Here is a 25,573-nt window from a genome sequence, read left to right as displayed (position 1 = left end):
GAGAAGCCACGTGAAAGTTCTGACGGTATTTGGCACGCGTCCTGAAGCGATCAAAATGGCTCCGCTGGTGCAGGCGCTGGCGCAGGATGCTGCGTTCGAGTCACGCCTATGCGTCACCGCACAACATCGTGAAATGCTCGACCAGGTGCTGCGTTTGTTCCAGCTGCAGCCTGATTATGATCTGAATATCATGCGCCCGGAGCAAGGGCTGACGGAGATCACCAGCCGCATACTGCAGGGCATGAAAACCGTACTCGCTGATTTCCAGCCGGATGTGGTGTTAGTGCACGGCGATACCACCACCACGTTTGCGGCCAGCCTGGCGGCGTTTTATCACCAGATTCCGGTGGGTCACGTAGAAGCGGGATTGCGTACCGGCAACCTGATGTCGCCGTGGCCGGAAGAGGCCAATCGCACGCTCACCGGCCATCTCGCCAGTTATCACTTCACGCCCACGCAAAATTCGCGACAAAATCTGCTGCGCGAGAATCTGCCGGATGCGCGCATTTTCGTGACGGGCAACACGGTGATTGATGCGCTGCTGTGGGTGCGTGATCGCGTGCTGGACGATGCCGATCTCAATGCCCGCCTCGCCGCGCGCTATCCGTTCCTCGACGCTGACAAAAAACTCATTCTGGTTACGGGACATCGCCGCGAAAGTTTTGGCGACGGCTTTGAACGCATTTGCAGTGCGCTGGCGCAAATCGCGCGCCAGCATCCGCAGGTGCAAATTGTCTATCCCGTGCACCTCAATCCCAACGTCAGCGAGCCGGTTAATCGCATTCTCAGTGGCATCGAGAATATCATCCTGATTGAGCCGCAAGAGTATCTGCCGTTTGTCTGGCTGATGAATCGCTCATGGCTGATTCTCACCGACTCCGGTGGCATTCAGGAAGAAGCGCCGTCATTAGGCAAACCGGTGCTGGTGATGCGCGATACCACCGAGCGTCCGGAAGCGGTGGACGCAGGCACGGTGAAACTGGTCGGCACCGATATCAGTAAAATTGTCGCTGAAGTCAGCCTGCTGTTGCAGGACGATGAAGCCTGGCAGGCAATGAGTCGCGCGCACAATCCGTATGGCGATGGCCATGCCTGCGCGCGCATCTTGCAGGCCCTAAAACAACACAGAGTGTAACCATGCGTTTTGAAACCATTTCCGTTATCGGACTGGGCTACATTGGGCTGCCAACGGCGGCCGTTTTTGCCTCAAAGGGAAAGAAAGTCGTTGGGGTGGATATTAATGTCCGCGCCGTTGAAACCATCAATCGTGGCGATATCCATATCGTGGAACCCGAGTTGGGTGATGTGGTGCGCGAAGCCGTGCGTGCCGGTCATCTACGTGCGACTACACAGGCCGAAGCCGCCGATGCATTCCTGATCGCCGTGCCCACGCCGTTTATCGGCGACCATCAGCCGGATCTCAGCTATGTGCAGGCCGCGGCGCTGTCGATTGCACCCGTGTTAAAAGCGGGCGATCTGGTGATCCTCGAATCGACGTCGCCGGTGGGCGCCACCGAGCAAATGGCGGAATGGCTGGCGGCGGCGCGTCCCGATTTGCGTTTCCCGCAGCACGGTGATGCGTGCGATGTGTTTATCGCTTACTGCCCGGAGCGCGTGTTGCCCGGCAAAGTGATGGTTGAACTGCTGGAAAACGATCGCGTCATTGGTGGCATGACGCCAGCCTGTTCCGCACGCGCCAGCGAGCTGTACCGCATTTTCCTGCGCGGCGCGTGTGTGGAAACCAATGCGCGTACCGCCGAGATGTGCAAATTGACAGAAAACAGCTTCCGCGATGTGAATATCGCCTTTGCCAATGAGCTTTCGCTGATTTGCGCCGAGCAGGGCATCAACGTGTGGGAACTGATTGCGCTCGCGAATCGCCATCCGCGCGTCAACATCCTGCAACCCGGACCGGGCGTCGGCGGGCACTGTATCGCCGTCGATCCGTGGTTTATCGTGGCGCAGAATCCAGAACAGGCGCGACTGATTCGCACCGCACGTGAAGTGAATGATGCCAAACCGGGCTGGGTGCTGGATCAGGTAAAGCAGGCGTTAGCAGAGTGCCTCACCGCCAGCGGCAAACGCGCCAGCGATGTCACCATTGCCTGCTTTGGTCTGGCCTTCAAACCGAATATTGACGATCTGCGCGAAAGTCCGGCGATGAGCGTCGCCCATCGTATTGCCGAGTGGCACAGCGGCGCAACCTGGGTGGTTGAACCGCATGTGGAAGACATTCCGCAACGTCTGGCGCACGAAGCCACGCTGGTTGCTACGGATGTAGCGCTGCAGCAGGCGGATATTCTGGTGATGCTGGTTGATCACGCACAGTTCCGCGCGATTGATGCGGCCCAGATTGCCCAGCCGTGGATTGTTGATACCAAAGGCGTGTGGCGATGAAACAGTTTCTGGTGACCGGCGGGGCAGGATTTATCGGTTCTGCGCTGGTACGTTTTCTGCTTGAAAACACCGAACACCGCGTGGTGGTGGTCGATAAGCTGAGCTATGCCGGCAATCTGGCGTCGCTGGCGCCGGTGCAACAGAATGCACGTTTCGCCTTCGAACAGGTGGATATTTGCCATCGCGCTGAGCTGGATCGCGTCATGGCACACTATCAACCGGATTGCATTATGCATCTGGCGGCAGAAAGTCATGTTGACCGCTCGATCGATGGACCTATCGCCTTCATCGAAACCAATATTGTCGGCACCTATCAGCTGCTGGAAGCGGCGCGTCATTACTGGAATGGCATGGCAGATGAACGCAAAAAAGGCTTCATTCTGCATCATATCTCCACTGATGAAGTGTTTGGTGACCTGCACGGTAGCGACGATTTCTTTACCGAAACCACGCCGTATGCGCCGAGCAGCCCCTATTCGGCGACCAAAGCCAGCAGCGATCATCTGGTGCGCGCCTGGCTGCGCACCTACGGTTTGCCGGTCATCATCACTAACTGCTCCAACAATTACGGACCGTATCATTTCCCGGAGAAGCTGATCCCACTCACCATCATTAATGCGCTGGCGGGCAAACCGCTGCCAGTGTATGGCAACGGCAGCCAGATACGCGACTGGCTATATGTAGAGGATCACGCGCGGGCGCTGTATAGCGTGGTGAGCAGCGGCAAAGTAGGGGAAACCTACAATATTGGTGGTCATAACGAGCGACGTAATCTTGAAGTGGTGGAAACGCTGTGCGATCTGCTGGATGAGTTGGCGCCGCAGCAGCGTGCACCGCACCTGAGCCACTACCGTGACCTGATTACCTTTGTTAGCGATCGTCCCGGCCACGACCAGCGCTACGCCATCGACGCCAGTAAAATTGAGCGTGAGCTGGGTTGGACGCCGCAGGAAACCTTTGAGAGCGGCATTCGTAAAACCGTGCACTGGTATCTGGCAAACCCGCAATGGTGGCAGGCAATTCTTAACGGCAGCTATCGCGGTGAGCGTCTGGGATTAGCCACGCCGCGTTAAACGCACTTCAGAAGGAGCAGCGATGAAAGGCATTATTTTAGCCGGAGGTTCGGGCACGCGTTTGCATCCGATTACCCGCGCCATCTCGAAACAGCTGTTGCCGGTATATGACAAACCCATGATTTACTATCCGCTGTCGGTACTGATGCTGGCAGGGATTCGCGAAATTTTGATCATCACCACGCCAGAAGATCGCGCCCATTTTGAACGCTTACTGGGCGACGGCAGTGAATTTGGGATTCAGCTAACCTATGCAGAACAACCCAGTCCTGATGGGTTGGCGCAGGCATTTATCATTGGCGAAAGTTTTATTGGTGACGATCACTGTTGTCTGGTGCTGGGCGACAATCTCTATTTCGGCCAGGGTTTCAGCCCCAAGCTGAAGAAAGTGGCCGCGCGCAGCAGCGGCGCGACCGTCTTTGCTTATCAGGTGATGGATCCGGAGCGTTTTGGCGTGGTGGAGTTTGATGACGACTTTAACGCGCTCTCCATTGAGGAAAAACCGCAGCAGCCGAAATCGCGCTGGGCGGTCACCGGCCTCTATTTTTACGATAATCGCGTGGTGGAGTTTGCCAAACAGGTGAAACCTTCCGAGCGCGGTGAGCTGGAAATCACCGCCATCAACCAAATGTATCTCGATCAGGGCGAGCTGGCGGTGGAGTTGCTAGGGCGCGGATTTGCCTGGCTGGATACCGGCACGCACGACAGCCTGATTGAGGCGAGTATGTTTGTGCAGACGGTGGAAAAACGTCAGGGCTTTAAAATTGCCTGCCTGGAAGAGATTGCATGGCGTAACGGCTGGCTGAGCGATGCCCAGCTTTTAGCCGCGGCTCAGGCGCTAACCAAAACCGGCTACGGCCAGTATCTGCTGGATGTTCACAATGCCCGTCCGCGTCAATATTGATCCCCTTACATGGGAAAATGAGTTCTTCGGTCAGAACAGCGTGCGCTTATCGCTGGATGGCGATTTGGTGCTGGCCGAGGCCCTTCAGCAGCCGTATGCGCTGTGGCAAGTGAAGGTGCCCGCTGAACGCGTTGATGCCATCGATGCGCTGAGCCAGCATGGTTTTCAGTTAGTGGAAGGCGAAGCTGACCTTTCCCTCAGCATCAAACATACCGAGCGGCAAGTTGGCGTGCGCATTGCGCGGGAAGCACAAATCCCGGCACTGCGTGAAGCGGCTGCGCAGGCGTTTAGCCTAAGTCGCTTCCGCGCGCCGTGGTTTGCTGCGGCGGACAGCGGACGTTTCTACGCGCAGTGGATTGAAAATGCGGTGCGCGGCACCTTTGATAATCAATGTCTGGTGGCCTGCGATGAGCAGGGCGCGCTGCAAGGTTTCGTCTCGATGCGCGAAGTGGACGGCGACATGCGCATCGGTCTGCTGGCGGTATTGCCCGCCGCACAAGGTTGCGGCGTCGGCCAGCGCTTACTGCTCGCCGCCGCCGACTGGGGCCGCGTACGTCAGCTAACGCATCTGCGCGTGGCGACCCAGCTCAGCAATCTCACGGCGTTGCGCCTCTATTTACGCAGCGGTGCGCGGCTGGAAAGCACCGCTTACTGGTTCTACAGGAAAGCCTCATGATCCCATTTAATGCGCCGCCGATTGTCGGCAGCGAAGTTGAATATATGCAGTCGGCGATGGCCAGCGGCAAGCTGTGCGGCGATGGCGGCTTTACTCGCCGCTGCCAGCAGTGGATGGAACAGCATTTCGGCAGCAAAAAAGTGCTGCTGACGCCATCCTGCACCGCGTCGCTGGAGATGGCGGCGCTGCTGATTGACCTGCAGCCTGGCGATGAAGTGATCATGCCGAGCTACACCTTCGTCTCCACCGCCAACGCCTTTGTGCTGCGCGGCGCGACCATTGTGTTTGTCGATGTGCGCCCCGATACGCTAAATATCGATGAAACGCTGATTGAAGCGGCGATCACGCCGAAAACCCGCGCCATCGTGCCAGTGCATTACGCGGGCGTGGCCTGCGAGATGGACAGCATCATGGCGCTGGCGGCGAAGCATAAACTCTATGTTATCGAGGATGCCGCGCAAGGCGTGATGTCGCGGTACAAAGGACGCGCGCTCGGCACCATTGGTCACATTGGCTGCTTTAGCTTTCACGAAACTAAAAATTACACCGCCGGCGGTGAAGGCGGCGCAACGCTAATCAATGACGCGAAGCTGGTGGATCGTGCCGAGATCATTCGTGAAAAAGGCACCAACCGCAGCCAGTTTTTCCGTGGTCAGGTAGATAAATATACCTGGCGCGATATTGGCTCCAGCTATTTGATGGCGGATTTGCAGGCGGCCTATTTGTGGGCGCAGCTGGAAGCGGCGGAGCAAATTAATCAGCAGCGTTTGCGTTTGTGGCAACGCTACTACGATGCGCTGCAGCCGCTGGCTGCTGCCGGCCGTATTGAGCTGCCGGTAGTGCCAAAAAATTGCCGCCACAATGCACATATGTTCTACATCAAGCTGCGCGACAGCGACGATCGTCAGGCGCTGATCAACTGGATGAAAGAGGCGGAAATCCTCACGGTGTTCCATTACATCCCGCTGCACTCGTCGCCAGCGGGTGAACGTTTTGGCCGCTTCCACGGTGATGATGCCTTTACCACGCGTGAAAGCGAGCGCCTGCTGCGCCTGCCGCTGTTCTACAACTTATCGGATAACAACCAGCGTACGGTGATCAGTTCGCTGCTGAGTTTCTTTGCCTGATGTCATTAGCAAAAGCATCAGTCTGGACCGCGTCTTCCACGCTGGTAAAAATCGTTGCTGGCCTGCTGGTGGTGAAACTGTTAGCGATAAGCTTCGGACCCGAAGGGATCGGGCAAGCCGGTAACTTCCGCCAGTTGATTACTGTACTCGGCGTATTGGCGGGCGCGGGCATCTTTAACGGCGTCACTACGTTAGTCGCGCAACATCAGCAACAGCCACAACAACTGCGCGCGGTGACCGGCACGGCTTCGGCGATTGTGCTCGGTTTTTCAACGCTGCTGGCGCTGGTGTTTTTGCTGGCGGCAACGCCCATCAGCACGGCGCTGTTTGGTCATGCTGAATATGCCAACGTGGTGCGCATTGTTGCCTTTCTACAGCTCGGTATTGCCTGGGCCAATCTGACGCTGGCGTTGCTGAAGGGCTTCCGCGATGCGCGCGGCAATGCGCTGGCGCTGATTGCCGGAAGTATCGTCGGCGTGCTGGGTTATGTGCTGTGCTGGTGGCTGGGCGGCTATGCTGGTGCGTTAGTGGGATTGGCGCTGGTGCCGGCGCTGCTGGTGTTTCCGGCGTTGCTGATGCTACGTCGCCATCGCGATCGGCTGCCGCTGAGCTGGCTGATGCCAGGCTGGCATCCTGACCTGGCGCGCAATCTGGCGAAGTTTACGCTGATGGCGCTGATCACCTCATTCACCTTGCCGGTGGCGTGGGTGATGATGCGAAATCTGCTGGCCGAGCAGCAAGGCTGGGCGCAGGTTGGTTTATGGCAGGGCGTGACCAGTATTTCCGATGCCTACCTGCAATTTATCACCGCCACCTTTAGCGTCTGGCTGCTGCCCACGCTGGCGCGGCTGGAGCAGAAACCGCAAGTCGCCCGTGAGATTGGGCGTGCGCTGCGCTTTGTGTTACCTGCCGTCGCAGCGGCCAGTTTCTGCGTATGGCTGCTGCGCGATGTCGCTATCTGGCTGCTGTTTTCGCCGCAGTTCAGCGCGATGCGTGACCTTTTCATCTGGCAGTTGTGTGGTGATGTGTTTAAAGTCGGCGCCTATGTTTTCGGATATCTGGTGATCGCCAAAGCGTCACTGCGCTTCTATATTCTGACGGAAATCAGCCAGTTTGCGCTGCTGACCGGTTTTTCCCATTGGCTGATTCCGCTGCACGGTACCGCTGGAGCCGCGCAGGCTTACATGGCAACCTACGTTCTCTATTTCGCCCTGTGTTGTGGCGCCTTCATGATTTATTGCCGGAAAAAATGACGACTTTTCACGTATTGGGATCGGATATCCCGCATCACAATCATACGGTGCTGCGCTTCTTTAATGACGTAATGAGCGCCGAGCTGCCAGGCGCTGCCCCGCGTCAGTTTATGGTGGTATCCAGCGCGCCCGAAACGCTGCAAGCGTATGCTTCATTGCAGATTGAAACCTTTGCCAGCAAGCATGCGCTGGCGCAAGCGGTGGTGACGCGTGCTGCCGATCGCTCGCAGCGCTTCTTCTTTCACGGCCAGTTTAATCCCAGTATTTGGTTGGCCTTGCTGAGCGGCAAACTGCGTCGTCAGCAGGCGTTCTGGCATGTATGGGGCGCGGATCTCTACGAAGAAGGGCGCGGCCTTAAGTATCAGCTGTTTTATCTGCTGCGCAGAATGGCGCAAGGGCGCGTGGCGCGCGTGTTTGCGACGCGCGGTGATTTGCACCATTTCCAGCAGCGTCATCCGCGCGTTCCCGCCTCGCTGCTCTATTTCCCGACGCGCATGCCGGACGTGGCGCTGCCTGCGCCAGTGGAAAGCCCCGATTTCACTATTCTGCTCGGTAACTCCGGCGATCGCAGTAATCGTCACATTGCCGGTTTAGAGGCGATTCGAGCCCAGTTTGGTGAACAGGTGAAAATCGTCGTGCCGCTCGGTTATCCGCAGAATAATCACGCTTATATCGATGAGATTGCCGCCGCCGCACAGCGCCTGTTCCCGGCGGGGCAAGTGACGCTGCTGCGCGACAAGATCGACTTTGATGCCTATCTGACATTGCTTAGCCGCTGCCAGCTCGGCTATTTTATGTTCGAGCGCCAGCAAGGCATTGGTACGCTTTGCTTGCTGATTCAGGCCAATATTCCGTTTGTGCTGAACCGCAAAAATCCGTTCTGGCGCGATCTTAGCGAGCAAGGTTTGCCGGTGCTGTTTAGCGAAGATGCGCTGGATAGCGCCAGCGTGGCCGAAGCGCAACGGCAATTAGCGCAATGCGATCACTCTTCGATTGCCTTTTTTGCCCCCGGCTATCTGGCAGGCTGGCGCGACGCGCTAACCCTGAGTGAAAGGGAGAGAACATGAGCCTGATGCAGTTTAGTGGTCTGCTGGTGGTTTATCTGTGTTCGCTGGGTTTCATTCTGACCCTAACCTGGCGGGAATTTAAACGGGTGCGCTTCAACTTCCACCTGTTCTTCACCATTCTGTTTTTGTTGACCTTCTATTTCGGCTTCCCGCTGACCAGCGTGCTGGTATTCCGCTTTAACGTGGCGGTGGTGCCGCCGGAATATCTGCTGCAGGCGCTGCTGGCCGCTACCAGCTTTTATGCCATCTATTACGTTAGCTACAAGGTGCGGCTGCGGCCGGCCAATGCGCCTGCGCGCAAACCCTGGCTGCAGATGAACCGGGTTGAAACCCATCTGACCTGTCTGCTGCTGGCGCTGGTGGCAATTGGCACCGTGACGGTGTTCTTTATGCACAACGGCCTGCTGCTGTTCCGGCTTTCGGCTTACAACCAGATCTTCTCCAGCGAAGTGTCCGGCGTGGCGCTTAAACGCTTCTTCTACTTCTTTATTCCGGCGATGCTGATTCGCTACTTCCTCAAGCCAACCCAGCGTCAGTGGCTGTGGTTTTTGCTGGTGTCGGTGGCATTTGGCTTGCTGACCTACGCGCTGGTGGGCGGCACGCGCGCCAATATCATTATCGCGTTCGCGCTGTTCTTGTTTATTGGCATTACGCGCGGCTGGATCACGCTGTGGATGCTGGTTGGCGCCGGTGTGATGGCGATTGGCGGTATGTTCTGGCTGGCGTTGCGTCGCTATAACCTCGACGTAGTGGGCGATGAAGCGTTTTATACCTTCCTTTATCTGACGCGCGACACCTTCTCGCCGTGGGAAAATCTGGCGCTGTTGCTGCAAAACTACGACAAAATCGATTTTCAGGGGCTGGCACCGATTTGGCGCGATTTCTACGTGTTCATTCCTAGTTGGATGTGGCCGGGACGTCCAACAGCCATTCTCAACAGCGCTAACTACTTTACCTGGGAAGTGCTGAACAACCATTCCGGCTTGGCGATCTCGCCCACGCTGTTGGGTTCGCTGGTGGTGATGGGCGGCGTGTGGTTTATCCCAATCGGTGCGGTGGCTGTCGGACTGCTGATGAAAGGCTTCGATAACCTTTATCTTTATGGCCGCGATACCAGCAATCGTTACAGCGGGGCGATTTTGCAGAGTTTCTGCTTCGGCGCGGTGTTTAATATGATCGTGCTGGCGCGTGAAGGGCTGGATGCTTTCGGCTCGCGCGTGGTGTTCTTTTGTCTGATTTTTGCGGCCTGTATGTGGGCGGCTAAATTGCTTTACTGGCTGTTGGCGCGCGCGGGGTTGATTCGTCCGCGCAGCGAGCCGGTTTTACACAGCCCTTCTTAACCTTTGGGCACAACGGGAAATTCATACCATGGAAACCGATAAGCCGCGCTATAGCCTGCGCGGAGTCGATCTTCACGCCTTCAACGATATGGCGAGCTTTCTGCGCTTTCTGCTGCCCGAGGGTAAACCGCGTTGCGGCACGCTGGTGGCGATGAATGCCGAGAAAATGCTCACGCTGGAAGAAGATGCGCAGCTACGCGCACTGATCGCTGAGGCTGAGTTCAAATATCCGGATGGCATCAGCATCGTCCGTTCGCTACGTAAGAAGTATCCTCAGCTGCAGGTGAACCGCATTGCAGGCGCGGATTTATGGGAAGCGTTGATGGAGAGTGCAGGGCGTAGCGGCATTCCGGTGTTTCTGATTGGTGGACGTCAGGCGGTGCTGCAGGAAACCTGCGACAAGCTGCGCCGACAGTGGAATGTGAATATCGTTGGCAGTCAGGATGGTTACTTTGCGCCTGAAGCGCGCGACGCGCTGTTTGCCCGCATCGCCGCGAGTGGTGCGCAGATTGTCACGGTGGCGCAAGGTTCGCCGCGCCAGGAGCTGTTGATGCGTGATTGCCGCGCCCATTGGCCGCATGCGCTCTATATGGGCGTTGGTGGCACTTACGATGTGTTTACTGGGCACGTTAAGCGCGCGCCCGTTTGGTGGCAAAAGTCCGGACTGGAATGGCTTTATCGCCTTATTCGTCAGCCTTCGCGTCTGCGTCGCCAATTAAAGCTGCTGAAATACTTACGCTACCATTGGCGGGGCGACCTCTGAAATTGCTGGTTTTTCCAGCGAAAATGAGAGGGTAAGCGCCTCAAACTGCTGTAATTATCGATGGAATGCACAAAGCGTAATCAAACGCGTTTTTTTTCTAAAAAAGGGCTGGACAGTATGAGGTCAAGCCCGTAGTATGCCCATCCGCAACGGCGCTACGCGCCCGTAGCTCAGCTGGATAGAGCGCTGCCCTCCGGAGGCAGAGGTCTCAGGTTCGAATCCTGTCGGGCGCGCCATTTAGTTTGTGCGCAAGAGCTTCGGTGGTTGGTTAGACCGCGTTATGCAGTGAATTAGTAAGCGAAACACGCTTACGCACCAGAATTATGGTGGCTATAGCTCAGTTGGTAGAGCCCTGGATTGTGATTCCAGTTGTCGTGGGTTCGAGTCCCATTAGCCACCCCAGATTTTGCTCGGTCACGCGATGGTGGCGGAATTGGTAGACGCGCTAGCTTCAGGTGTTAGTGTTCTTACGGACGTGAGGGTTCAAGTCCCTCCCTTCGCACCAGGCAAAATTACGCTGTAGCGTTAAAGAAGTAAAAAATCGGCGAGTAGCGCAGCTTGGTAGCGCAACTGGTTTGGGACCAGTGGGTCGGAGGTTCGAATCCTCTCTCGCCGACCATATTCGAAAAGCCTGCTTGAAAAAGCAGGCTTTTTTCGTTTGTATCCGCCATTCATATTCTCAACTCTTCCCATCATTTCCTTTGAGCGTAATTCCGCACATTGTCGCTATTTAGATACATATAAATCATTGATTTATATGGGCATGACAATTCCTTGCATAGCTTGTCGTTCTGCGGAGACAGCTTATTGAATGATCGTCGCGTTTTACCGACAGTGGCTAACACCGGGATTGTGGCAGGGACTATATCCTGTTGATATTAATTAGCTTATTGCACGTGCTGCAACTTTGGCACGTCTTGTGCAATAATCTACCTGTAGATGCTCATTCCACCTCTTATGTTTGCTGATGCTACATAAACCTGGGAATGATGCAGAGCCCCTTACGGCATCCGTTGTCCAGCCTGGCAGTATTTGCGCACGCTTTACTGCAGTAAGAAGGACATTACGTTGAGTCGGATGCCATCAGTTGTCTTAACGACCTGATCTTACACCTGCTTATGGCAGGTGTTTTTTTGTCTGTAATATGGCGAAGGGTAGATTCGGCTTCGGAACGCAAGGTTCAGTTAAGCCGCTTCGGGTTTTGCGATGAGTTCACTGGTCACGCGTATATCGAACTCAGTGAAAAGTGCGGTAGGAATTTTTTTTTTGCCTATCTTCTTCAGGCTCACAAAGCCGTGACCTTCCAACGTTTTCAGTGTCGCAGACAGATTACTGACTCGACGTCCCGAAAGCTCCGCCAGCTCTGTAACGGTCTGAGGTTTGCGCTCGTGCATAAGCTTGAGAAGTAGGATGTTCTCATTGCTAAGCACCTGCGCAATCGCGTTCACGGACGCAAACCAAACTTTGGGTTCATCAGCCTCAGGTTTGTACTGCCCACTCGCAATGCTCATTATTCGATTACGCATATTCTCTGGAGAAATAATGCCGATGAGCGCTTTCATGATTTACCCTCTTTTTCACCAATGATTTTGTCTACATTTTCCAGAAAGTCTTCGAGCAGTTGGCTGGCCGAAACAAAGAAATAGGGCTGCCCAGAATCAACAGAGGTTTTATGCAAATGGTCATAAACCGTCCATTTACCTGAAAAACCTCTCTTCGGCGGCTTAATGGCATGAGCGTTATCTATGCCGAAGATGCGGGTGTTGTAATTGTTATGGAAGGTAAGATTGTACCTTATGCCATGCGGCCTGAACTTCGACGGTGCTTCTTTACGAACCTCAATTTTCCACCAATATCCGCTCTCATAAGTAAATCGATATCCATCCATGTCGATCAGCGTATTTAATCCGTAGTCTTCATCATCCATATACTTATGACCCAATCATAACAAATCAATGTTGCTGTGTAAAATTTCATCAGACCCACACGGTAATGATCGAAACAGATCAGGATATTGATTAGCGATAAATTGCAGGCAAAAAAAAGCCGGGACAAGCCCGGCGTGCACAAAAGTAACAATCGTAAAATCAGGCGCTGGGATTGGTCTTCAGCGTAAGTAGCAGGCCTTCACGACGCATTTTGGCAGCGTCTTCCGGACGATGCAGGCGGTCGTAAACATCGGCCAGCCAGGCATAATCAAACGCATCCGGACGCTGCGCCAGCGCTTGCTGGAACGCTTCTGCTGCCTGCTGCCATTCCCCATGACGCATCAGCAGCTGACCCAGCGTGCTATGGAGCAGCGGCGTGGCGCCATGCTGTTTAATCTGCTGACGCAATGCTTTCTCCAGAGATTGCGGATCGCCACTTTTGATGCGCGGCATCAGCAATACCAGACGATCGTCATATTGACGTTTCAGACCTTCCAGCACGATGCTCTGTGCGGTATCCGGGTCGTCACACTCAATCAGATGTTCTGCCATAGCCACCTGCAAGGCGGTTTCCTGACGCGTTTTGCGGCTCTGGTTTTGCCACCATTTCTTCAAACCGTCGCTGCCTTGATCGGCCATCGCCTGGTTCATCAGGCCCAGCCAGGCTTGCTGCTGCAAGGCATCGCGCTGTGCTTCATCATTGATCTGCACTTTCTGCATCGCAGGCAGAATGTCGAGCAATGCGCCCCATGCGCCGGTACGAATATAGGCTTGTTCTGCCAGACGCAACACTTCCGGATGGCGCGGCGCGACTTCCAGCAGGCGATCAACGCCATGGCGTGCCGCATGATCTTCGTTGCGCGCCAGTTGCAGACGTACGCGTGTGATTTCAACCGGAATCGTGTCATTCACCGACAGCTCAGAAGCGCGCTCCAGATGCTGATTAGCACGGATTTCGTCACCGCGTTGCTGTGCCGCTTCGGCAGCCAGCAAGTAGTTTGCCACTGGCTGATCGGCGTGGTCGGCATTTTTCGACAGCAGTTTTTCGGCCTGTTTAAAGTCACCTTCCGCCAGTTTCATCAGCGCGCTTTGCGTGTGACGCTGCGCGCTACGGCGCTTGCGGCCGGTGAACCAGCCGCGTGTGCGTGCGCCGGTACGGAATAGGCGACGCAGAATCCATTCCACCAACAAAATCACCAGCAGGCTGAGGATCAAGATGATCGCCAGGCCGGTTACGCTGGTTTCAATGTTCCAGTTGTCGGTTTGGATCAGCACGTAGCCCTGATGGCCGGCTACCATCGGTCCAACCACAATGCCCGCAATCAGCAGCAGGAAAAGCACCAATACTTTCAGCATGGTTAGCCTCCTTGTTGATCAGCAGCAACCGATGGCTGAGCCAGCAAATTACGTACGCGAGTTTGCATCAGTTTTTCCAGCAGCGGCTGGCTTTCCAGCGTATCCGGCACATCCATTGAAATGCTTTGCTGGCTCAATTCATCCAGCTGTGCAAGGAAGGCTTTGGTGGCGGCATCGTTGGTGTCATACCAGGCGCGAACCCAGGTTGATACCGCATCGATAGACTGTTTGTAGATCTCATCCTGATGACGCGGTACGGCCTGAGCCGCAATCAGCAGGCGCGAACGAATGTTTTCGCGCAGGTAAACGTCCTGATTCGGTGCCAGCAGCGGCTGTGCGGTGTTGTCGCGGCGGCGGATGGTGATGAAATCATCCATAAAGTTATGCCAGCTTTTCACCAGATTTTGACGCCACTCGTGCAGCGAACTGGAGAGTTCACCACCATCGGCGTCCATAGGCGAATCATCGCTGTCGTTGTCGGCCAGGCGTAGATTATCGACGCCGTTCGACAGCTGATTAAGCTTGAGGATGGTGCCGTCATAATCAACCTGGCTGACGGCGGAGAGTGAACTGATGTCCTGCGTTAGCGCACGACGCACATTCATCACGCTCGGATCGTTCATGTCGGCCAGGCTGGAATCAGCACTTTTCAGTAACGCTGCCGCGGTAGTGACATCCTGATCGCTCCACAGTTTGCGGCCCGCCAGTTTGACGAGGTAGTCCGCTTGCGCCAGTAGCCAGGTACGCGTGTCGTTTCCAGAGATGGTAGCGACTTTATCACGCAGGGTTTCCAGCTCTTTTGCGCTGTTATCCTGCTGCGTGCGCGCCTGCTGTAAGGCGCTGTTGGCGCTATCCAGCTGTTGCGTCAGCTGCTGTTTGTCGCTGCCCAGTTGCTGCTGCAAGGCGCTCAGCTGCTCACTGAGATTCTGGTTAGTTTGAGCCTGTAAATCGGCCTGGTGTTTCCCATTAAGGTAAAGTCCCGCCCCAATCGCCAGCGCAATCACAATCGCCACGGCACTCAGCACCTTGCCATCGCCTTTTTTATCGCGAGGTGGTTTGGTTGCTGGCGAGGGAGAATTGTCCGCTGGGGTGGTTTCTTCAACCATGGCGGAGGAGGCTTTTTGTTCCGTCATTATGGCTCATCCCATTGTTAAGTTCAGCGTAACGCGCGCAGCAGCGCATCGTTATCGGCACCATCGGCTACATCAATGTCCTGCCAGCCTAATTCAGCGGCTTGCGTAGCCAAACGTTCACTGACGACCACAAGCCGACAGTGCAGTAACCATTCCCGACGATCAATTGGCGGAAACAGAGAAAAGAGTTGTTGTAACATTTCGCCGCTGGTTACCACCAGCGTTGTAATGCCGCGATCGCGCCAGCGTCGGCCTTCAGTCGCGCCGTTGTAGTGCTTTTCACAGCGCTGATAGCACTCGCAGTATTGCACCTCAACGCCGCGTTCAATCAGCGTTTCTGCCAACAACTCGCGCCCCGGACTGCCGCGCAGAATCAGCGCGCGTTTGCCACTCACCTGCTGCAGACGGTTCAGGCGCACCAGCTCTTCGCTGGTCTCCCGCGCATGAGGATAGTCTACTTTGAGATTACTGACGGTATGCAGGGCTAAAGCGGTGCTGCGACCAATAGCATAATAGTTGAGGGCTTCAGGCCATGTTGTCGCGCTTTGCTGTAAAGCGGGCTCGGCGAAAGTAACGACCTGCTGCGACAGTAAAAACACCAGATCGCCTGGCTGTAACGCCGCAAGTTGGCTTGGCAAATGGATAAGATCGCGACCCGGCGTAAATTCAATCAGCGGGAAGCCCCATGCCAGCTTGCCCAGGCTGCGCAAACGCGAGACCAGTTCAGTGGCGGCCGGTTCCGGGCGGGTCACGAGGATGGTCATACTGGCGGTTGACCTTGATACACTTCACGCAGAATGTCGCGCGCGCCGCCATCCAACAGCTCTTCGGCCAGCGAAACCCCCATTCTTTCGGCGTGATCGCGTGGACCGCGACGCTCGCCGACCACCATTTGACTGCCGTCCGGTGAGCCAACTAATCCGCGCAGCCACAGCTGATCGTCTTCCAGCACCGCGAAGCTGCCGATAGGCACCTGACAACCGCCTTCCAGCCGCGTGTTCATTGCGCGTTCGGCGCGCACGCATACGGCGGTATCGTCGTGATTCAACGCCTGTAGCAGCGTAATCAATTGCTCATCATCTGCGCGGCATTCAATGCCGACGGCGCCCTGACCCACGGCGGGCAGGGAGATCTCGGCAGGCATTGCCTGACGGATGCGATCTTCCAGACCTAAACGCTTCAAACCGGCCGCCGCCAGAATGATGGCGTCATATTCACCGGCATCGAGTTTGCCGAGACGCGTGCCGACGTTGCCGCGCAGCGAGCGAATCACTAAATCCGGACGACGGGCGCTCAGCTGGCACTGGCGACGCAGGCTGGACGTCCCGACAACCGCGCCTTGCGGCAGCTCATCAACACTGTTGTAACGATTGGAGACGAAAGCATCGCGCGGATCTTCACGCTCGCAAATGGTCACCAGACCGAGGCCTTGTGGAAAATCGATCGGCACATCTTTCATTGAGTGCACGGCGAGATCGGCGCGGCCTTCCAGCATTGCCAGCTCAAGCTCTTTAACGAACAGCCCTTTGCCGCCAACCTTTGCCAGTGGCGTATCAAGGATGACATCACCTTTGGTGACCATCGGCAGCAACTCAACTTGCAGACCCGGATGAGCCGCCATCAGACGCTGTTGGACATATTGTGCCTGCCACAAAGCAAGGGGACTTTGTCTGGTAGCAATTCTGAAAATTTTGTTTAACATGCTGTTAACCATTTTGATCGTTCATCGAATATCCTATCATTGATAGGGGAATGCTGTCAGTTTCAACGGATTGAAAAGGCCGCGATGTCAGACTGCGCCTGGATCTTGCGGGTCGCAGTTTTGTGTCGAAGTCTGAAAAAAGCAGGGCTACGGTCGGAACATGCTAAACTGTTAAGTAGCGCAACTTTCTTTACGGTCAATCCTCCGGGTGTTAGATTGATCACGTTTCCAGTAATTAATTGCCCGATATCTTTATTATTAAGCGGCAGAATGCGGAAACAGGGTGCTTAACACTGGGACAATCAGGCGAAACGTCTTGTACCTCTACATTGAGACACTGAAACAGAGACTGGATGCGATTAACCAGCTGCGTGTAGATCGCGCACTGGCTGCCATGGGGCCTGCTTTCCAGCAAGTCTACAGTCTGCTGCCAACATTATTGCACTACCATCATCCGCTGATGCCGGGCTACCTCGAAGGTAGCGTTCCGCATGGCGTCTGCCTTTACACGCCCGATGAAAATCAATTCCAGCTGCTGCAGAACTTAGCGGGCGGACAACCACTCGATCTCACCGCCGCCGTCGCGGGCGAACGTCCAATTACCGGCATTTACTCAATGGGCAGCACCTCGTCGGTTGGGCAAAACAGCATTTCCGATCTCGACATCTGGGTATGCCACCAATCGTGGCTGGATAATGAAGAGCGCCTCAATCTGCAGCGTAAGTGTACGCTGTTGCAGAAATGGTGTGTGTCGATGGGTGTGGAAGTCAGCTTCTTCCTGATTGACGAGAACCGTTTCCGCCATAACGAAAGCGGTAGCCTCGGCGGTGAAGACTGCGGTTCTACCCAACATATTTTGCTGCTGGATGAGTTCTACCGTACCGCCGTGCGTATGGCGGGTAAACGCATCCTGTGGAATATGGTGCCTGGCGAAGAGGAGCACCATTACGACGATTACGTCATGTCGCTCTATTCACAAGGCGTGCTGACGCCGAATGAGTGGCTGGATCTCGGCGGCCTTGGCACGCTGTCAGCGGAAGAGTACTTCGGTGCCAGCTTGTGGCAGCTGTATAAAAGTATCGACTCGCCGTATAAAGCGGTGCTGAAAACCCTGCTGCTGGAAGCCTACAGCTGGGAATATCCTGACACGCAGCTCTTGTCGATGGACATCAAGCAGCGCCTGCACGACGGCGAAATTGTCTCCTTCGGTCTCGATCCTTACTGCATGATGCTGGAGCGCGTGACGCGCTATCTCACCAGCGTTGATGACATGGCGCGCCTCGATTTAGTGCGTCGATGTTTCTATTTAAAAGTGTGTGAAAAGCTCTCGAGCGAAGATCACCATCATCAGCGCACCGGCTGGCGGCGCGAGATCTTATCGCAGCTGGTTAAAGAGTGGGGCTGGGATGAAGAGAAGTTAGCGGTACTGGATAACCGCGCGCAGTGGAAAATCGAACGGGTACGCGAAGCGCACAACGAGCTGCTGGATGCGATGATGCAGAGCTATCGCAACCTGATTCGCTTTGCGCGTCGCAACAATTTAAGCGTCAGCGCCAGCCCGCAGGATATCGGCGTGCTGACGCGTAAACTGTATGCCGCGTTCGAGGCGCTGCCGGGTAAAGTCACTTTAGTGAACCCGCAGATTTCGCCCGATCTCTCGGAAGAGAATCTGACCTTTATTCATGTCCCGGCGGGCCGCGCTAATCGCGCCGGTTGGTATCTGTATAACCAATCGCCGGACATGAGTTCCATCATCAGCCATCAGCCGCTGGAATATAATCGCTATCTGAACAAGCTGGTGGCGTGGGCGTGGTTTAACGGTTTGCTGACCAGCAAAACGCGTCTGCATATGAAGGGCAACGATCTGTGCGATCTACCGCGTCTGCAGGAACTGGTTAACGATGTGTCGAGCCACTTCCCGCTGCGCGTGCCAGCACCGACGCCCAAAGCGCTCTACAGCCCGTGCGAAATTCGTCACTTAGCGATTATCGTTAACCTGGAACACGATCCTACCTCCGCATTCCGCAATCAGGTGGTGCATTTTGATTTCCGTAAGCTGGATGTGTTCAGCTTCGGTCAGCAGCAGCAATGTCTGATTGGCAGCATCGATCTGCTCTATCGCAACTCGTGGAATGAAGTGCGTACGCTGCACTTCAATGGCGAGCAGGCGATGATTGAGGCGCTGAAAACCATTCTCGGCAAAATGCATCAGGATGCAGCGCCGCCGGATACGGTAGAAGTATTCTGCTACAGCCAGCATCTGCGCGGTTTAATTCGTACTCGCGTGCAGCAGCTGGTTTCGGAATGCATTGAGCTGCGTCTGTCGAGCACGCGTCAGGAACCGGGCCGCTTTAAAGCGTTACGCATGGCGGGCCAAACCTGGGGCTTATTCTTCGAACGCATGAGCGTGTCAGTGCAGAAGCTGGAAAACGCCGTGGAATTTTATGGCGCGATTTCTAACAACAAGCTGCATGGCTTGTCGATTAAAGTGGAATCGAACCAGACGCCGCTGCCGCCGGTGGTGAACGGCTACGCCAGCGAAGGCATCATTCAGTTCTTCTTTGAAGATACTAATGACGATCGCGGCTTCAACATCTATATCCTCGACGAAACCAATCGCGTTGAGGTTTATCACCATTGCGAAGGCAGTAAAGAAGAGCTGGTGCGTGACGTGAGTCGATTCTACTCATCGTCGCATGACCGTTTTACTTACGGCTCCAGCTTTATCAACTTTAACCTGCCGCAGTTCTACCAAATTGTGAACACTGGCGAACGTTTCCAGGTGATTCCTTTCCGCAGCCAAACGCTGACGCAGCTCTGCGCTACCCAGCCTGACAACGACAACGGCGACTTCCAGCCGCGCTACCAAATGCATTGATCCCGCCCGCGTTCGCGCGGCGGGATGCGCTGTTACTCTGACCTGCCGCAGGAAATGCGGCTATTTCCTGTTGCTTTTACAACGTCAACTGCGATGATAAGCAACCATGGCTTTAGGACAGAAGAGCAGACAGAATGATACGAGTGATGAGTCAACTGGGTATGGCGCTGGCACTGGTCAGCCTGGTAGGCTGTGGCCTAAAAGGACCGCTGTATTTCCCGCCGAAAGATCAGCCAAACAAGCCGAAACAGCAGGTCACCGCGCAGCAGCAAAAAGCGGCTCAGGATGCTGATGTCGGTGGTTTGGTCACCAGCAAGCCTGGTTCGCAGGCCAACTAAACTCTATGAGTAATCCGGCGGAGCAGAAAATGCAGTTCTCAAAAATGCACGGTCTCGGCAACGACTTTATGGTTGTGGATGCTGTGACGCAAAACGTCTTTTTTTCGCCGGAACTGATTCGCCGCCTGGCGGACAGAAATCAGGGGATCGGTTTTGATCAGCTACTGATCGTTGAACCGCCTTACGATCCGGATCTCGATTTCCATTACCGCATTTTCAACGCTGATGGCAGCGAAGTCGCGCAGTGCGGCAACGGCGCACGCTGCTTTGCCCGCTTTGTGCGTCTGAAAGGTTTGACCAATAAAAGCGACATTCGTGTCAGCACGCAAACTGGCCGCATGGTGCTCAGCGTCACCAATGATGAGCTGGTGCGCGTCAATATGGGTCAACCCAACTTCGAACCGCAAAGCGTGCCGCTCCGCGCGAATAAAGCAGAGAACCTATATTTGCAGCGTGTGGCCGAGCAAACCGTGATGTTTGGTGCGGTATCGATGGGCAATCCGCACTGCGTGATTCAGGTAGAAAGCGTGAAAACCGCGCAGGTGGAAACGCTGGGCCCAGAGCTGGAGAGCCACGAGCGATTCCCGGAGCGCGTCAATGTCGGCTTTATGGAAGTGGTCAATCGTGAACACATCCGTCTGCGCGTGTATGAACGTGGCGCAGGCGAAACCCAGGCATGCGGCAGCGGCGCCTGCGCGGCGGTCGCCTGCGGTGTTCAGCAGGGCATTCTGGCGGAAAATGTCCGCGTCGATTTGCCGGGCGGCACGCTGCACATTGCCTGGAAAGGGGAAGGGCAACCGCTGTTTATGACCGGTCCAGCCACACACGTCTACGATGGGTTTATTCATCTATGAAAAATGTCGAAGAGCAAACCGAAAGCGAGGTTTTGCTGGACGATCAATCGGTAAGCGCATTTCTGCGTCAAAACCCCGATTTTTTTATTCGCAATGCGCGCCAGGTTGAACAGATGATGGTGCCGCATCCGGTACGCGGCAGCGTTTCGCTGGTGGAGTGGCATATGGCGCGGCAGCGCAACCACATCCAGCAGTTAGAAGAGGAGATCACGCTGCTGATGGAGCAGGCTACCGCCAACCATCAGCTGTTTGATCGCCTGCTGGCGCTGCAAGGTCATCTCGCCGCCGCCGACAGCTTGCAAGAGATGCTAACGCGTCTGCACCGCTGGGCGCGCGAACTGGGTCTGGCCGGCGCACACGTACGCGTGTTCAATGACAAGTGGCACATCGGCGCACCCTCTGATTTCACCCAGCTCGGCTTGTCACGTCAGGCATTCGAACCGCTGCGCATTCAGCGCTTCGGCAATGAACATCACTATCTCGGCAGCCTGAACGGTCCGGAATTGCTACTGCTGTTGCCGCAGGCCAAAGCGATTGGCTCGGTAGCGATGTCGCTGATGGGCGAACGCGGCGAGCTGGGCATATTAATGTTCACCAGCCGCGATAATCAGCATTATCAGGCGGGCATGGGCACGCTGCTGCTGCAGCATCTGGCGCAAATGTTGCCGGATCTGCTGTCACGCTGGATTGAACGCGCATGAGTCACGTCAGTCCGCTGCTGCCGGCCGTGGATGGCTTTCTGCGTTATCTCAAGGTCGAACGCCAGCTGAGTCCGCTGACGCAAAAGAATTACCAACGGCAATTGCAGGCGATTATAGCAATGGCCGATGAGATGAAGCTGACGAGCTGGTCGCAGCTGGAACCGGCGCAGGTGCGCAGCCTGGCGGCACGCAGCCGGCGGGGCGGTTTAGGCGCCAGCAGTCTGGCGCTGCGCATGTCGGCGCTGCGCAGTTTTCTCGACTGGCAAGTGCATCAGGGCATGCTGAGCGCCAATCCCGCCAAAGGCATATCCACGCCGCGTAATGCGCGCCATCTGCCGAAAAACATGGATGTCGACGAAGTTAACCAACTGCTGGAGATCGATCTCAACGATCCGCTGGCGGTACGCGACCGCGCGATGCTGGAAACCATGTACGGCGGCGGTTTGCGTCTGTCTGAGCTGGTGAATATGGATTGTCGCCACATGGATTTGGAGGCAGGTGAAGTGCGGGTGCTGGGTAAAGGCAGCAAAGAGCGCCGCGTACCGATTGGCGGCACGGCGGTTACCTGGATTCAGCACTGGTTACCGCTGCGTGCTAGCTTTGCGCCGCAGGATGATGCGGTGTTTGTCTCCAGCCGCGGCAGCCGGATTTCGACGCGCAACGTGCAGAAGCGTTTTGCCGAATGGGGCATCAAGCAAGGCGTTGCCAGCCATATTCATCCGCATAAACTGCGCCACTCTTTTGCCACGCATTTGCTGGAATCAAGCGGCGATCTGCGCGCGGTACAGGAACTGCTCGGTCACGCCAATCTGGCGACCACGCAAATCTACACCCATCTGGATTTCCAGCATCTGGCGACGGTTTACGATGCGGCCCATCCGCGTGCCAAACGAGGAAAGTCTTAATGAAGTTTTATCGTCCGCTCGGCCCGATCAAAGCAATCACCTTTGATCTCGACGACACGCTGTATGACAACCATCCCGTCATCCGCAAAACCACTGCCGAATCGCACGCTGCGCTGCAGGCGTATCATCCGGCGCTGCGAGAATTCACCCCGGCGGATTATCAGGCGCTGCGCAATGAGTTGCTGGCGCGCGAGCCGGAAATTTATCACGACGTGTCTGAATGGCGTCGTCGCTCGGTGGAGCTGGCGCTGCTCAATGTCGGCTTATCCAAAGCGGAAGCCGCCGCCGGTGCCAGCGACGTGATGAGCGTCTTCCATCAGTGGCGTAGTGAAGTCGATATGCCGGAAGAGACGCATCAAACGCTGACGTGGCTGGGCGAGCGTGTGCCGCTGGTGGCGATCACCAACGGCAATGCCTGTCCGGAAAAGCTCGGCATCCATCATCACTTCCAGTTCGCGCTGCGTGCCGGTCCGCACGGTCGCGCCAAGCCGTGGCAGGATATGTATCATCTGGCCGCTGAGCGTTTGAACATCGCACCGCAGCACATTCTGCACGTCGGCGACGATCTCACCACCGATGTTGCCGGTTCGCTGCGTGCCGGCATGCAAGCCTGCTGGATCAATTTGCGTGAAGGCAATCTGATGAAGATCGACGATGCGCGTTTGCTGCCGCACGTTGAAATTGATCGGTTGGCATCTCTGACCTCGCTGCTATAATCCACACATGTAAATATATACAGCTCTATCCGCAGCAGTGTGGATTTGAGTTCATTTTCTTTCGCGAACGGTGCTTATGGACGTTTCTGATCTGCTTGACGGCTTGAATGACAAACAGCGCGAGGCGGTCGCCGCACCGCGCAGCAACCTGCTGGTGCTGGCCGGAGCAGGCAGTGGCAAAACCCGTGTGCTGGTGCATCGCATCGCCTGGCTGCTGTCGGTAGAGAACTGCTCGCCGTATTCGATTATGGCGGTGACCTTTACCAACAAAGCGGCGGCGGAAATGCGGCATCGTATCGATCAGCTGATCGGCACCAGCCAGGGCGGCATGTGGATTGGTACTTTCCACGGCCTGGCGCACCGTTTACTGCGCGCGCATCACCTTGATGCCGGTTTGCCGCAGGATTTCCAGATCCTCGACAGCGACGATCAGCTGCGTCTGCTGAAGCGCCTGATCAAAGCGATGAACCTTGATGAGAAACAGTGGCCTGCGCGTCAGGGCATGTGGTACATCAACGGCAAAAAAGATGAAGGCCTGCGGCCAAAACACATCGAAAGCTACGGCAATCCGGTTGAGCAAACCTGGCTGCGCATCTATCAGGCGTATCAGGAAGCCTGCGATCGCGCCGGATTAGTGGATTTCGCCGAGCTGCTGCTGCGCGCCCACGAACTCTGGCTTAACAAGCCGCATATCCTGAACCATTACCGTGAGCGTTTCAGCAACGTGCTGGTGGATGAGTTCCAGGATACCAACAATATTCAGTACGCATGGATTCGCATGCTGGCGGGTGATAGCGGCCGCGTGATTATTGTTGGCGATGACGATCAGTCGATTTACGGCTGGCGCGGTGCGCAGGTGGAGAACATCCAGCGCTTCCTGCAGGATTTTCCCGGCGCGGAAACCATTCGCCTGGAGCAGAACTATCGCTCGACCAACAACATTCTGAAAGCGGCGAACACGCTGATCGCCAACAACAATGGCCGCCTCGGTAAAGAGCTGTGGACCGACGGCAGCGATGGTGAAAAGATCTCACTCTACTGCGCATTCAACGAGCTGGATGAAGCGCGCTTTGTGGTCAATCGCATCAAAAGCTGGCACGAGAACGGCAATGCGCTGCAGGATTGCGCCATTCTCTACCGCAGCAACGCCCAATCGCGCGTGCTGGAAGAGGCGCTGTTGCAAGGCAGCATGCCGTATCGCATTTATGGCGGCATGCGCTTCTTCGAGCGTCAGGAGATTAAAGATGCGCTGGCCTATCTGCGTTTAATGGCCAATCGCAACGACGATGCAGCCTTTGAGCGTGTGGTGAACACGCCGGTGCGCGGCGTCGGCGATCGTACCCTCGATGTGGTGCGCCAGACCGCGCGCGATCAGCAACTCACCTTGTGGCAGGCTACGCGCGAGCTGTTGCAGAACAAAGCCTTAGCCGGACGCGCCGCGTCGGCGCTACAACGCTTCTGCGAGTTGGTCGATTCACTGGCCAGCGAAACCGCCGAGATGCCGCTGCATGTGCAAACCGATCGCGTAATTAAAGACTCCGGTTTATGGGTGATGTACGAGCAGGAGAAGGGCGAGAAAGGCCAGGCGCGTATTGAAAACCTTGAGGAACTGGTCACGGCAACGCGCCAGTTCAGCTATCAGGACGAAGACGAAGATTTGATGCCGCTGCAGGCGTTCTTGTCGCATGCGGCGCTGGAGGCAGGCGAAGGCCAGGCCGACAAATGGCAGGACGCGGTGCAGCTGATGACCATGCACTCGGCGAAAGGGCTGGAGTTCAGCCAGGTATTTATCGTCGGCATGGAAGAGGGCATGTTCCCGAGCCAGATGTCGCTGGATGAAGGCGGTCGTCTGGAAGAGGAGCGCCGTCTGGCTTACGTTGGCGTGACGCGTGCCATGGTCAAGCTGACGCTCACCTATGCTGAAAGCCGTCGTCTTTATGGTAAGGAAGTGTATCACCGTCCATCACGCTTCATCGGTGAGCTGCCGGAAGAGTGCGTGGAAGAGGTGCGTTTGCGCGCCAGCGTCAGCCGTCCGGTGAGCCATCAGCGCATGGGCACGCCCATCGCGCAAAACGACAGCGGCTTCACGCTCGGCCAGCGCGTGCGCCATGCCAAGTTCGGCGAGGGCACCATCATCAACCTCGAAGGCAGCGGTGAACACAGCCGTTTGCAAGTGGCGTTTCAGGGCCAGGGCATCAAGTGGCTGGTGGCGGCTTACGCCCGTCTGGAAACGGTGTAGCGCGGTTGCGCTACCTTGACGACTTTTTCGTCTCAGCGTAACATGCGCGCACTATTATCATGAGAGGACAATGCCTTGGACGCGCCCAGTCGATGCTGGCTCAATCACCTGTTTAACAGGAACTCCTAAGGTTACCTCTTTTAGCTGGTAGCCTTAGCGGTTAACAGCGACCTCCCTTTTTTACTCTCGTCGCGTGAGTTAGCACTGATTTACCCTTGAAGCG

23 protein-coding genes and 4 tRNA genes are annotated in these 25,573 nt (G+C 55.9%); 21 read left to right on the top strand and 6 right to left on the bottom strand.

Translation table 11 applies throughout. The features are described 5' to 3' along the window. Positions 1 to 10: 10 nt before the first annotated feature. The 14 genes from wecB to ACFQW4_RS17825 all read left to right on the top strand — a co-directional run bounded on the left by wecB (position 11) and on the right by ACFQW4_RS17825 (position 11,219). Positions 11 to 1,135, top strand: coding sequence for a non-hydrolyzing UDP-N-acetylglucosamine 2-epimerase (wecB, locus tag ACFQW4_RS17890; RefSeq protein ID WP_008105750.1), 1,125 nt, complete (start codon positions 11 to 13; stop codon positions 1,133 to 1,135). A 2-nt stretch (positions 1,136 to 1,137) separates the two neighbouring features. Further along, positions 1,138 to 2,397 carry a UDP-N-acetyl-D-mannosamine dehydrogenase gene (gene wecC / locus ACFQW4_RS17885; RefSeq protein WP_101763772.1) on the top strand — a complete coding sequence of 420 codons (1,260 nt, stop codon included), beginning with the start codon at positions 1,138 to 1,140 and terminating at the stop codon, positions 2,395 to 2,397. Further along, positions 2,394 to 3,470, top strand: a complete 1,077-nt coding sequence (gene rfbB, locus ACFQW4_RS17880; protein WP_377726470.1) for a dTDP-glucose 4,6-dehydratase — start codon at positions 2,394 to 2,396, stop codon at positions 3,468 to 3,470. The genes wecC and rfbB overlap by 4 nt, the downstream gene beginning before the upstream one ends. Before the next feature lie 22 nt (positions 3,471 to 3,492). Next, positions 3,493 to 4,374, top strand: a complete 882-nt coding sequence (gene rfbA, locus ACFQW4_RS17875) for a glucose-1-phosphate thymidylyltransferase RfbA (RefSeq protein ID WP_137384905.1) — start codon at positions 3,493 to 3,495, stop codon at positions 4,372 to 4,374. Next, entirely contained in the window at positions 4,352 to 5,050 is a 699-nt protein-coding gene (rffC, locus tag ACFQW4_RS17870; RefSeq protein ID WP_377726469.1) for a dTDP-4-amino-4,6-dideoxy-D-galactose acyltransferase, read from the top strand. Before rfbA ends, rffC begins: the two co-directional genes overlap by 23 nt. Further along, on the top strand, positions 5,047 to 6,177 hold the full coding sequence (rffA, locus tag ACFQW4_RS17865) for a dTDP-4-amino-4,6-dideoxygalactose transaminase (RefSeq protein ID WP_377726467.1): 1,131 nt from the start codon (positions 5,047 to 5,049) through the stop codon (positions 6,175 to 6,177). The genes rffC and rffA overlap by 4 nt, the downstream gene beginning before the upstream one ends. After that, on the top strand, positions 6,177 to 7,430 hold the full coding sequence (gene wzxE / locus ACFQW4_RS17860; RefSeq protein ID WP_377726465.1) for a lipid III flippase WzxE: 1,254 nt from the start codon (positions 6,177 to 6,179) through the stop codon (positions 7,428 to 7,430). Before rffA ends, wzxE begins: the two co-directional genes overlap by 1 nt. Next, complete coding sequence (locus ACFQW4_RS17855) at positions 7,427 to 8,497, top strand: TDP-N-acetylfucosamine:lipid II N-acetylfucosaminyltransferase (RefSeq protein ID WP_377726463.1); 1,071 nt, start codon at positions 7,427 to 7,429, stop codon at positions 8,495 to 8,497. The genes wzxE and ACFQW4_RS17855 overlap by 4 nt, the downstream gene beginning before the upstream one ends. Beyond that, positions 8,494 to 9,837 carry an ECA oligosaccharide polymerase gene (gene wzyE / locus ACFQW4_RS17850; RefSeq protein WP_192236885.1) on the top strand — a complete coding sequence of 448 codons (1,344 nt, stop codon included), beginning with the start codon at positions 8,494 to 8,496 and terminating at the stop codon, positions 9,835 to 9,837. Before ACFQW4_RS17855 ends, wzyE begins: the two co-directional genes overlap by 4 nt. Before the next feature lie 28 nt (positions 9,838 to 9,865). Next, positions 9,866 to 10,600, top strand: coding sequence for a lipopolysaccharide N-acetylmannosaminouronosyltransferase (gene wecG / locus ACFQW4_RS17845; RefSeq protein WP_101763764.1), 735 nt, complete (start codon positions 9,866 to 9,868; stop codon positions 10,598 to 10,600). A gap of 159 nt (positions 10,601 to 10,759) precedes the next feature. Next, a tRNA-Arg gene (locus ACFQW4_RS17840) sits at positions 10,760 to 10,836 on the top strand. A 90-nt stretch (positions 10,837 to 10,926) separates the two neighbouring features. Then, positions 10,927 to 11,002, top strand: a tRNA-His gene (locus ACFQW4_RS17835). Between the two features lie 16 nt (positions 11,003 to 11,018). Next, positions 11,019 to 11,105, top strand: a tRNA-Leu gene (locus ACFQW4_RS17830). Between the two features lie 37 nt (positions 11,106 to 11,142). Then, positions 11,143 to 11,219: transfer RNA gene (locus ACFQW4_RS17825), tRNA-Pro, on the top strand. Positions 11,220 to 11,784: 565 nt separating this feature from the next. Here the strand turns inward: ACFQW4_RS17825 and ACFQW4_RS17820 are convergent. From ACFQW4_RS17820 to hemC, 6 genes are all read right to left on the bottom strand, one after another. Beyond that, positions 11,785 to 12,162: a MarR family transcriptional regulator gene (locus ACFQW4_RS17820; RefSeq protein ID WP_101763763.1), complete on the bottom strand. Its 378-nt coding sequence runs from the start codon at positions 12,160 to 12,162 to the stop codon at positions 11,785 to 11,787. Then, positions 12,159 to 12,527, bottom strand: a complete 369-nt coding sequence (locus ACFQW4_RS17815) for a DUF6516 family protein (protein ID WP_101763762.1) — start codon at positions 12,525 to 12,527, stop codon at positions 12,159 to 12,161. The genes ACFQW4_RS17820 and ACFQW4_RS17815 overlap by 4 nt, the downstream gene beginning before the upstream one ends. A gap of 160 nt (positions 12,528 to 12,687) precedes the next feature. Continuing rightward, positions 12,688 to 13,884 (bottom strand): protoheme IX biogenesis protein HemY, encoded by a 1,197-nt coding sequence (hemY, locus tag ACFQW4_RS17810; RefSeq protein ID WP_192236887.1) that lies wholly within the window; start codon positions 13,882 to 13,884, stop codon positions 12,688 to 12,690. Between the two features lie 2 nt (positions 13,885 to 13,886). Beyond that, positions 13,887 to 15,017, bottom strand: coding sequence for a uroporphyrinogen-III C-methyltransferase (hemX, locus tag ACFQW4_RS17805; protein WP_101763760.1), 1,131 nt, complete (start codon positions 15,015 to 15,017; stop codon positions 13,887 to 13,889). A 23-nt stretch (positions 15,018 to 15,040) separates the two neighbouring features. Beyond that, positions 15,041 to 15,781 (bottom strand): uroporphyrinogen-III synthase, encoded by a 741-nt coding sequence (gene hemD, locus ACFQW4_RS17800; protein ID WP_101763759.1) that lies wholly within the window; start codon positions 15,779 to 15,781, stop codon positions 15,041 to 15,043. Further along, positions 15,778 to 16,719, bottom strand: coding sequence for a hydroxymethylbilane synthase (gene hemC / locus ACFQW4_RS17795; protein WP_101763931.1), 942 nt, complete (start codon positions 16,717 to 16,719; stop codon positions 15,778 to 15,780). The genes hemD and hemC overlap by 4 nt, the downstream gene beginning before the upstream one ends. Positions 16,720 to 17,035: 316 nt before the next feature. On the opposite strand from hemC, the gene ACFQW4_RS17790 reads away from it, so the two are divergent. The 7 genes from ACFQW4_RS17790 to uvrD all read left to right on the top strand — a co-directional run bounded on the left by ACFQW4_RS17790 (position 17,036) and on the right by uvrD (position 25,350). Further along, positions 17,036 to 19,597: a class I adenylate cyclase gene (locus ACFQW4_RS17790; protein WP_101763758.1), complete on the top strand. Its 2,562-nt coding sequence runs from the start codon at positions 17,036 to 17,038 to the stop codon at positions 19,595 to 19,597. A gap of 134 nt (positions 19,598 to 19,731) precedes the next feature. Next, a complete protein-coding gene (locus tag ACFQW4_RS17785) occupies positions 19,732 to 19,935 on the top strand; it encodes a lipoprotein (protein WP_101763757.1) in 204 nt (67 codons plus the stop codon). Between the two features lie 29 nt (positions 19,936 to 19,964). Further along, positions 19,965 to 20,789, top strand: a complete 825-nt coding sequence (gene dapF, locus ACFQW4_RS17780) for a diaminopimelate epimerase (RefSeq protein WP_377726457.1) — start codon at positions 19,965 to 19,967, stop codon at positions 20,787 to 20,789. Next, the gene (locus tag ACFQW4_RS17775) at positions 20,786 to 21,490 is read left to right on the top strand and encodes a DUF484 domain-containing protein (protein ID WP_101763756.1); all 705 of its coding nucleotides are present in this window, start codon (positions 20,786 to 20,788) and stop codon (positions 21,488 to 21,490) included. The genes dapF and ACFQW4_RS17775 overlap by 4 nt, the downstream gene beginning before the upstream one ends. Then, entirely contained in the window at positions 21,487 to 22,395 is a 909-nt protein-coding gene (xerC, locus tag ACFQW4_RS17770) for a tyrosine recombinase XerC (RefSeq protein WP_110867922.1), read from the top strand. The genes ACFQW4_RS17775 and xerC overlap by 4 nt, the downstream gene beginning before the upstream one ends. Next, complete coding sequence (yigB, locus tag ACFQW4_RS17765) at positions 22,395 to 23,111, top strand: 5-amino-6-(5-phospho-D-ribitylamino)uracil phosphatase YigB (protein ID WP_377726455.1); 717 nt, start codon at positions 22,395 to 22,397, stop codon at positions 23,109 to 23,111. Before xerC ends, yigB begins: the two co-directional genes overlap by 1 nt. Before the next feature lie 76 nt (positions 23,112 to 23,187). Beyond that, on the top strand, positions 23,188 to 25,350 hold the full coding sequence (gene uvrD / locus ACFQW4_RS17760; RefSeq protein WP_101763753.1) for a DNA helicase II: 2,163 nt from the start codon (positions 23,188 to 23,190) through the stop codon (positions 25,348 to 25,350). The last annotated feature ends 223 nt before the right edge of the window (positions 25,351 to 25,573 follow it).

Source organism: Pantoea sp. GCM10028869 (assembly GCF_042666835.1).
GTDB lineage: Bacteria > Pseudomonadota > Gammaproteobacteria > Enterobacterales > Enterobacteriaceae > Pantoea > Pantoea leporis.
Note: the sequence above shows the minus strand (reverse complement) of the source record. Positions and strands in the feature narration are given on the sequence as shown.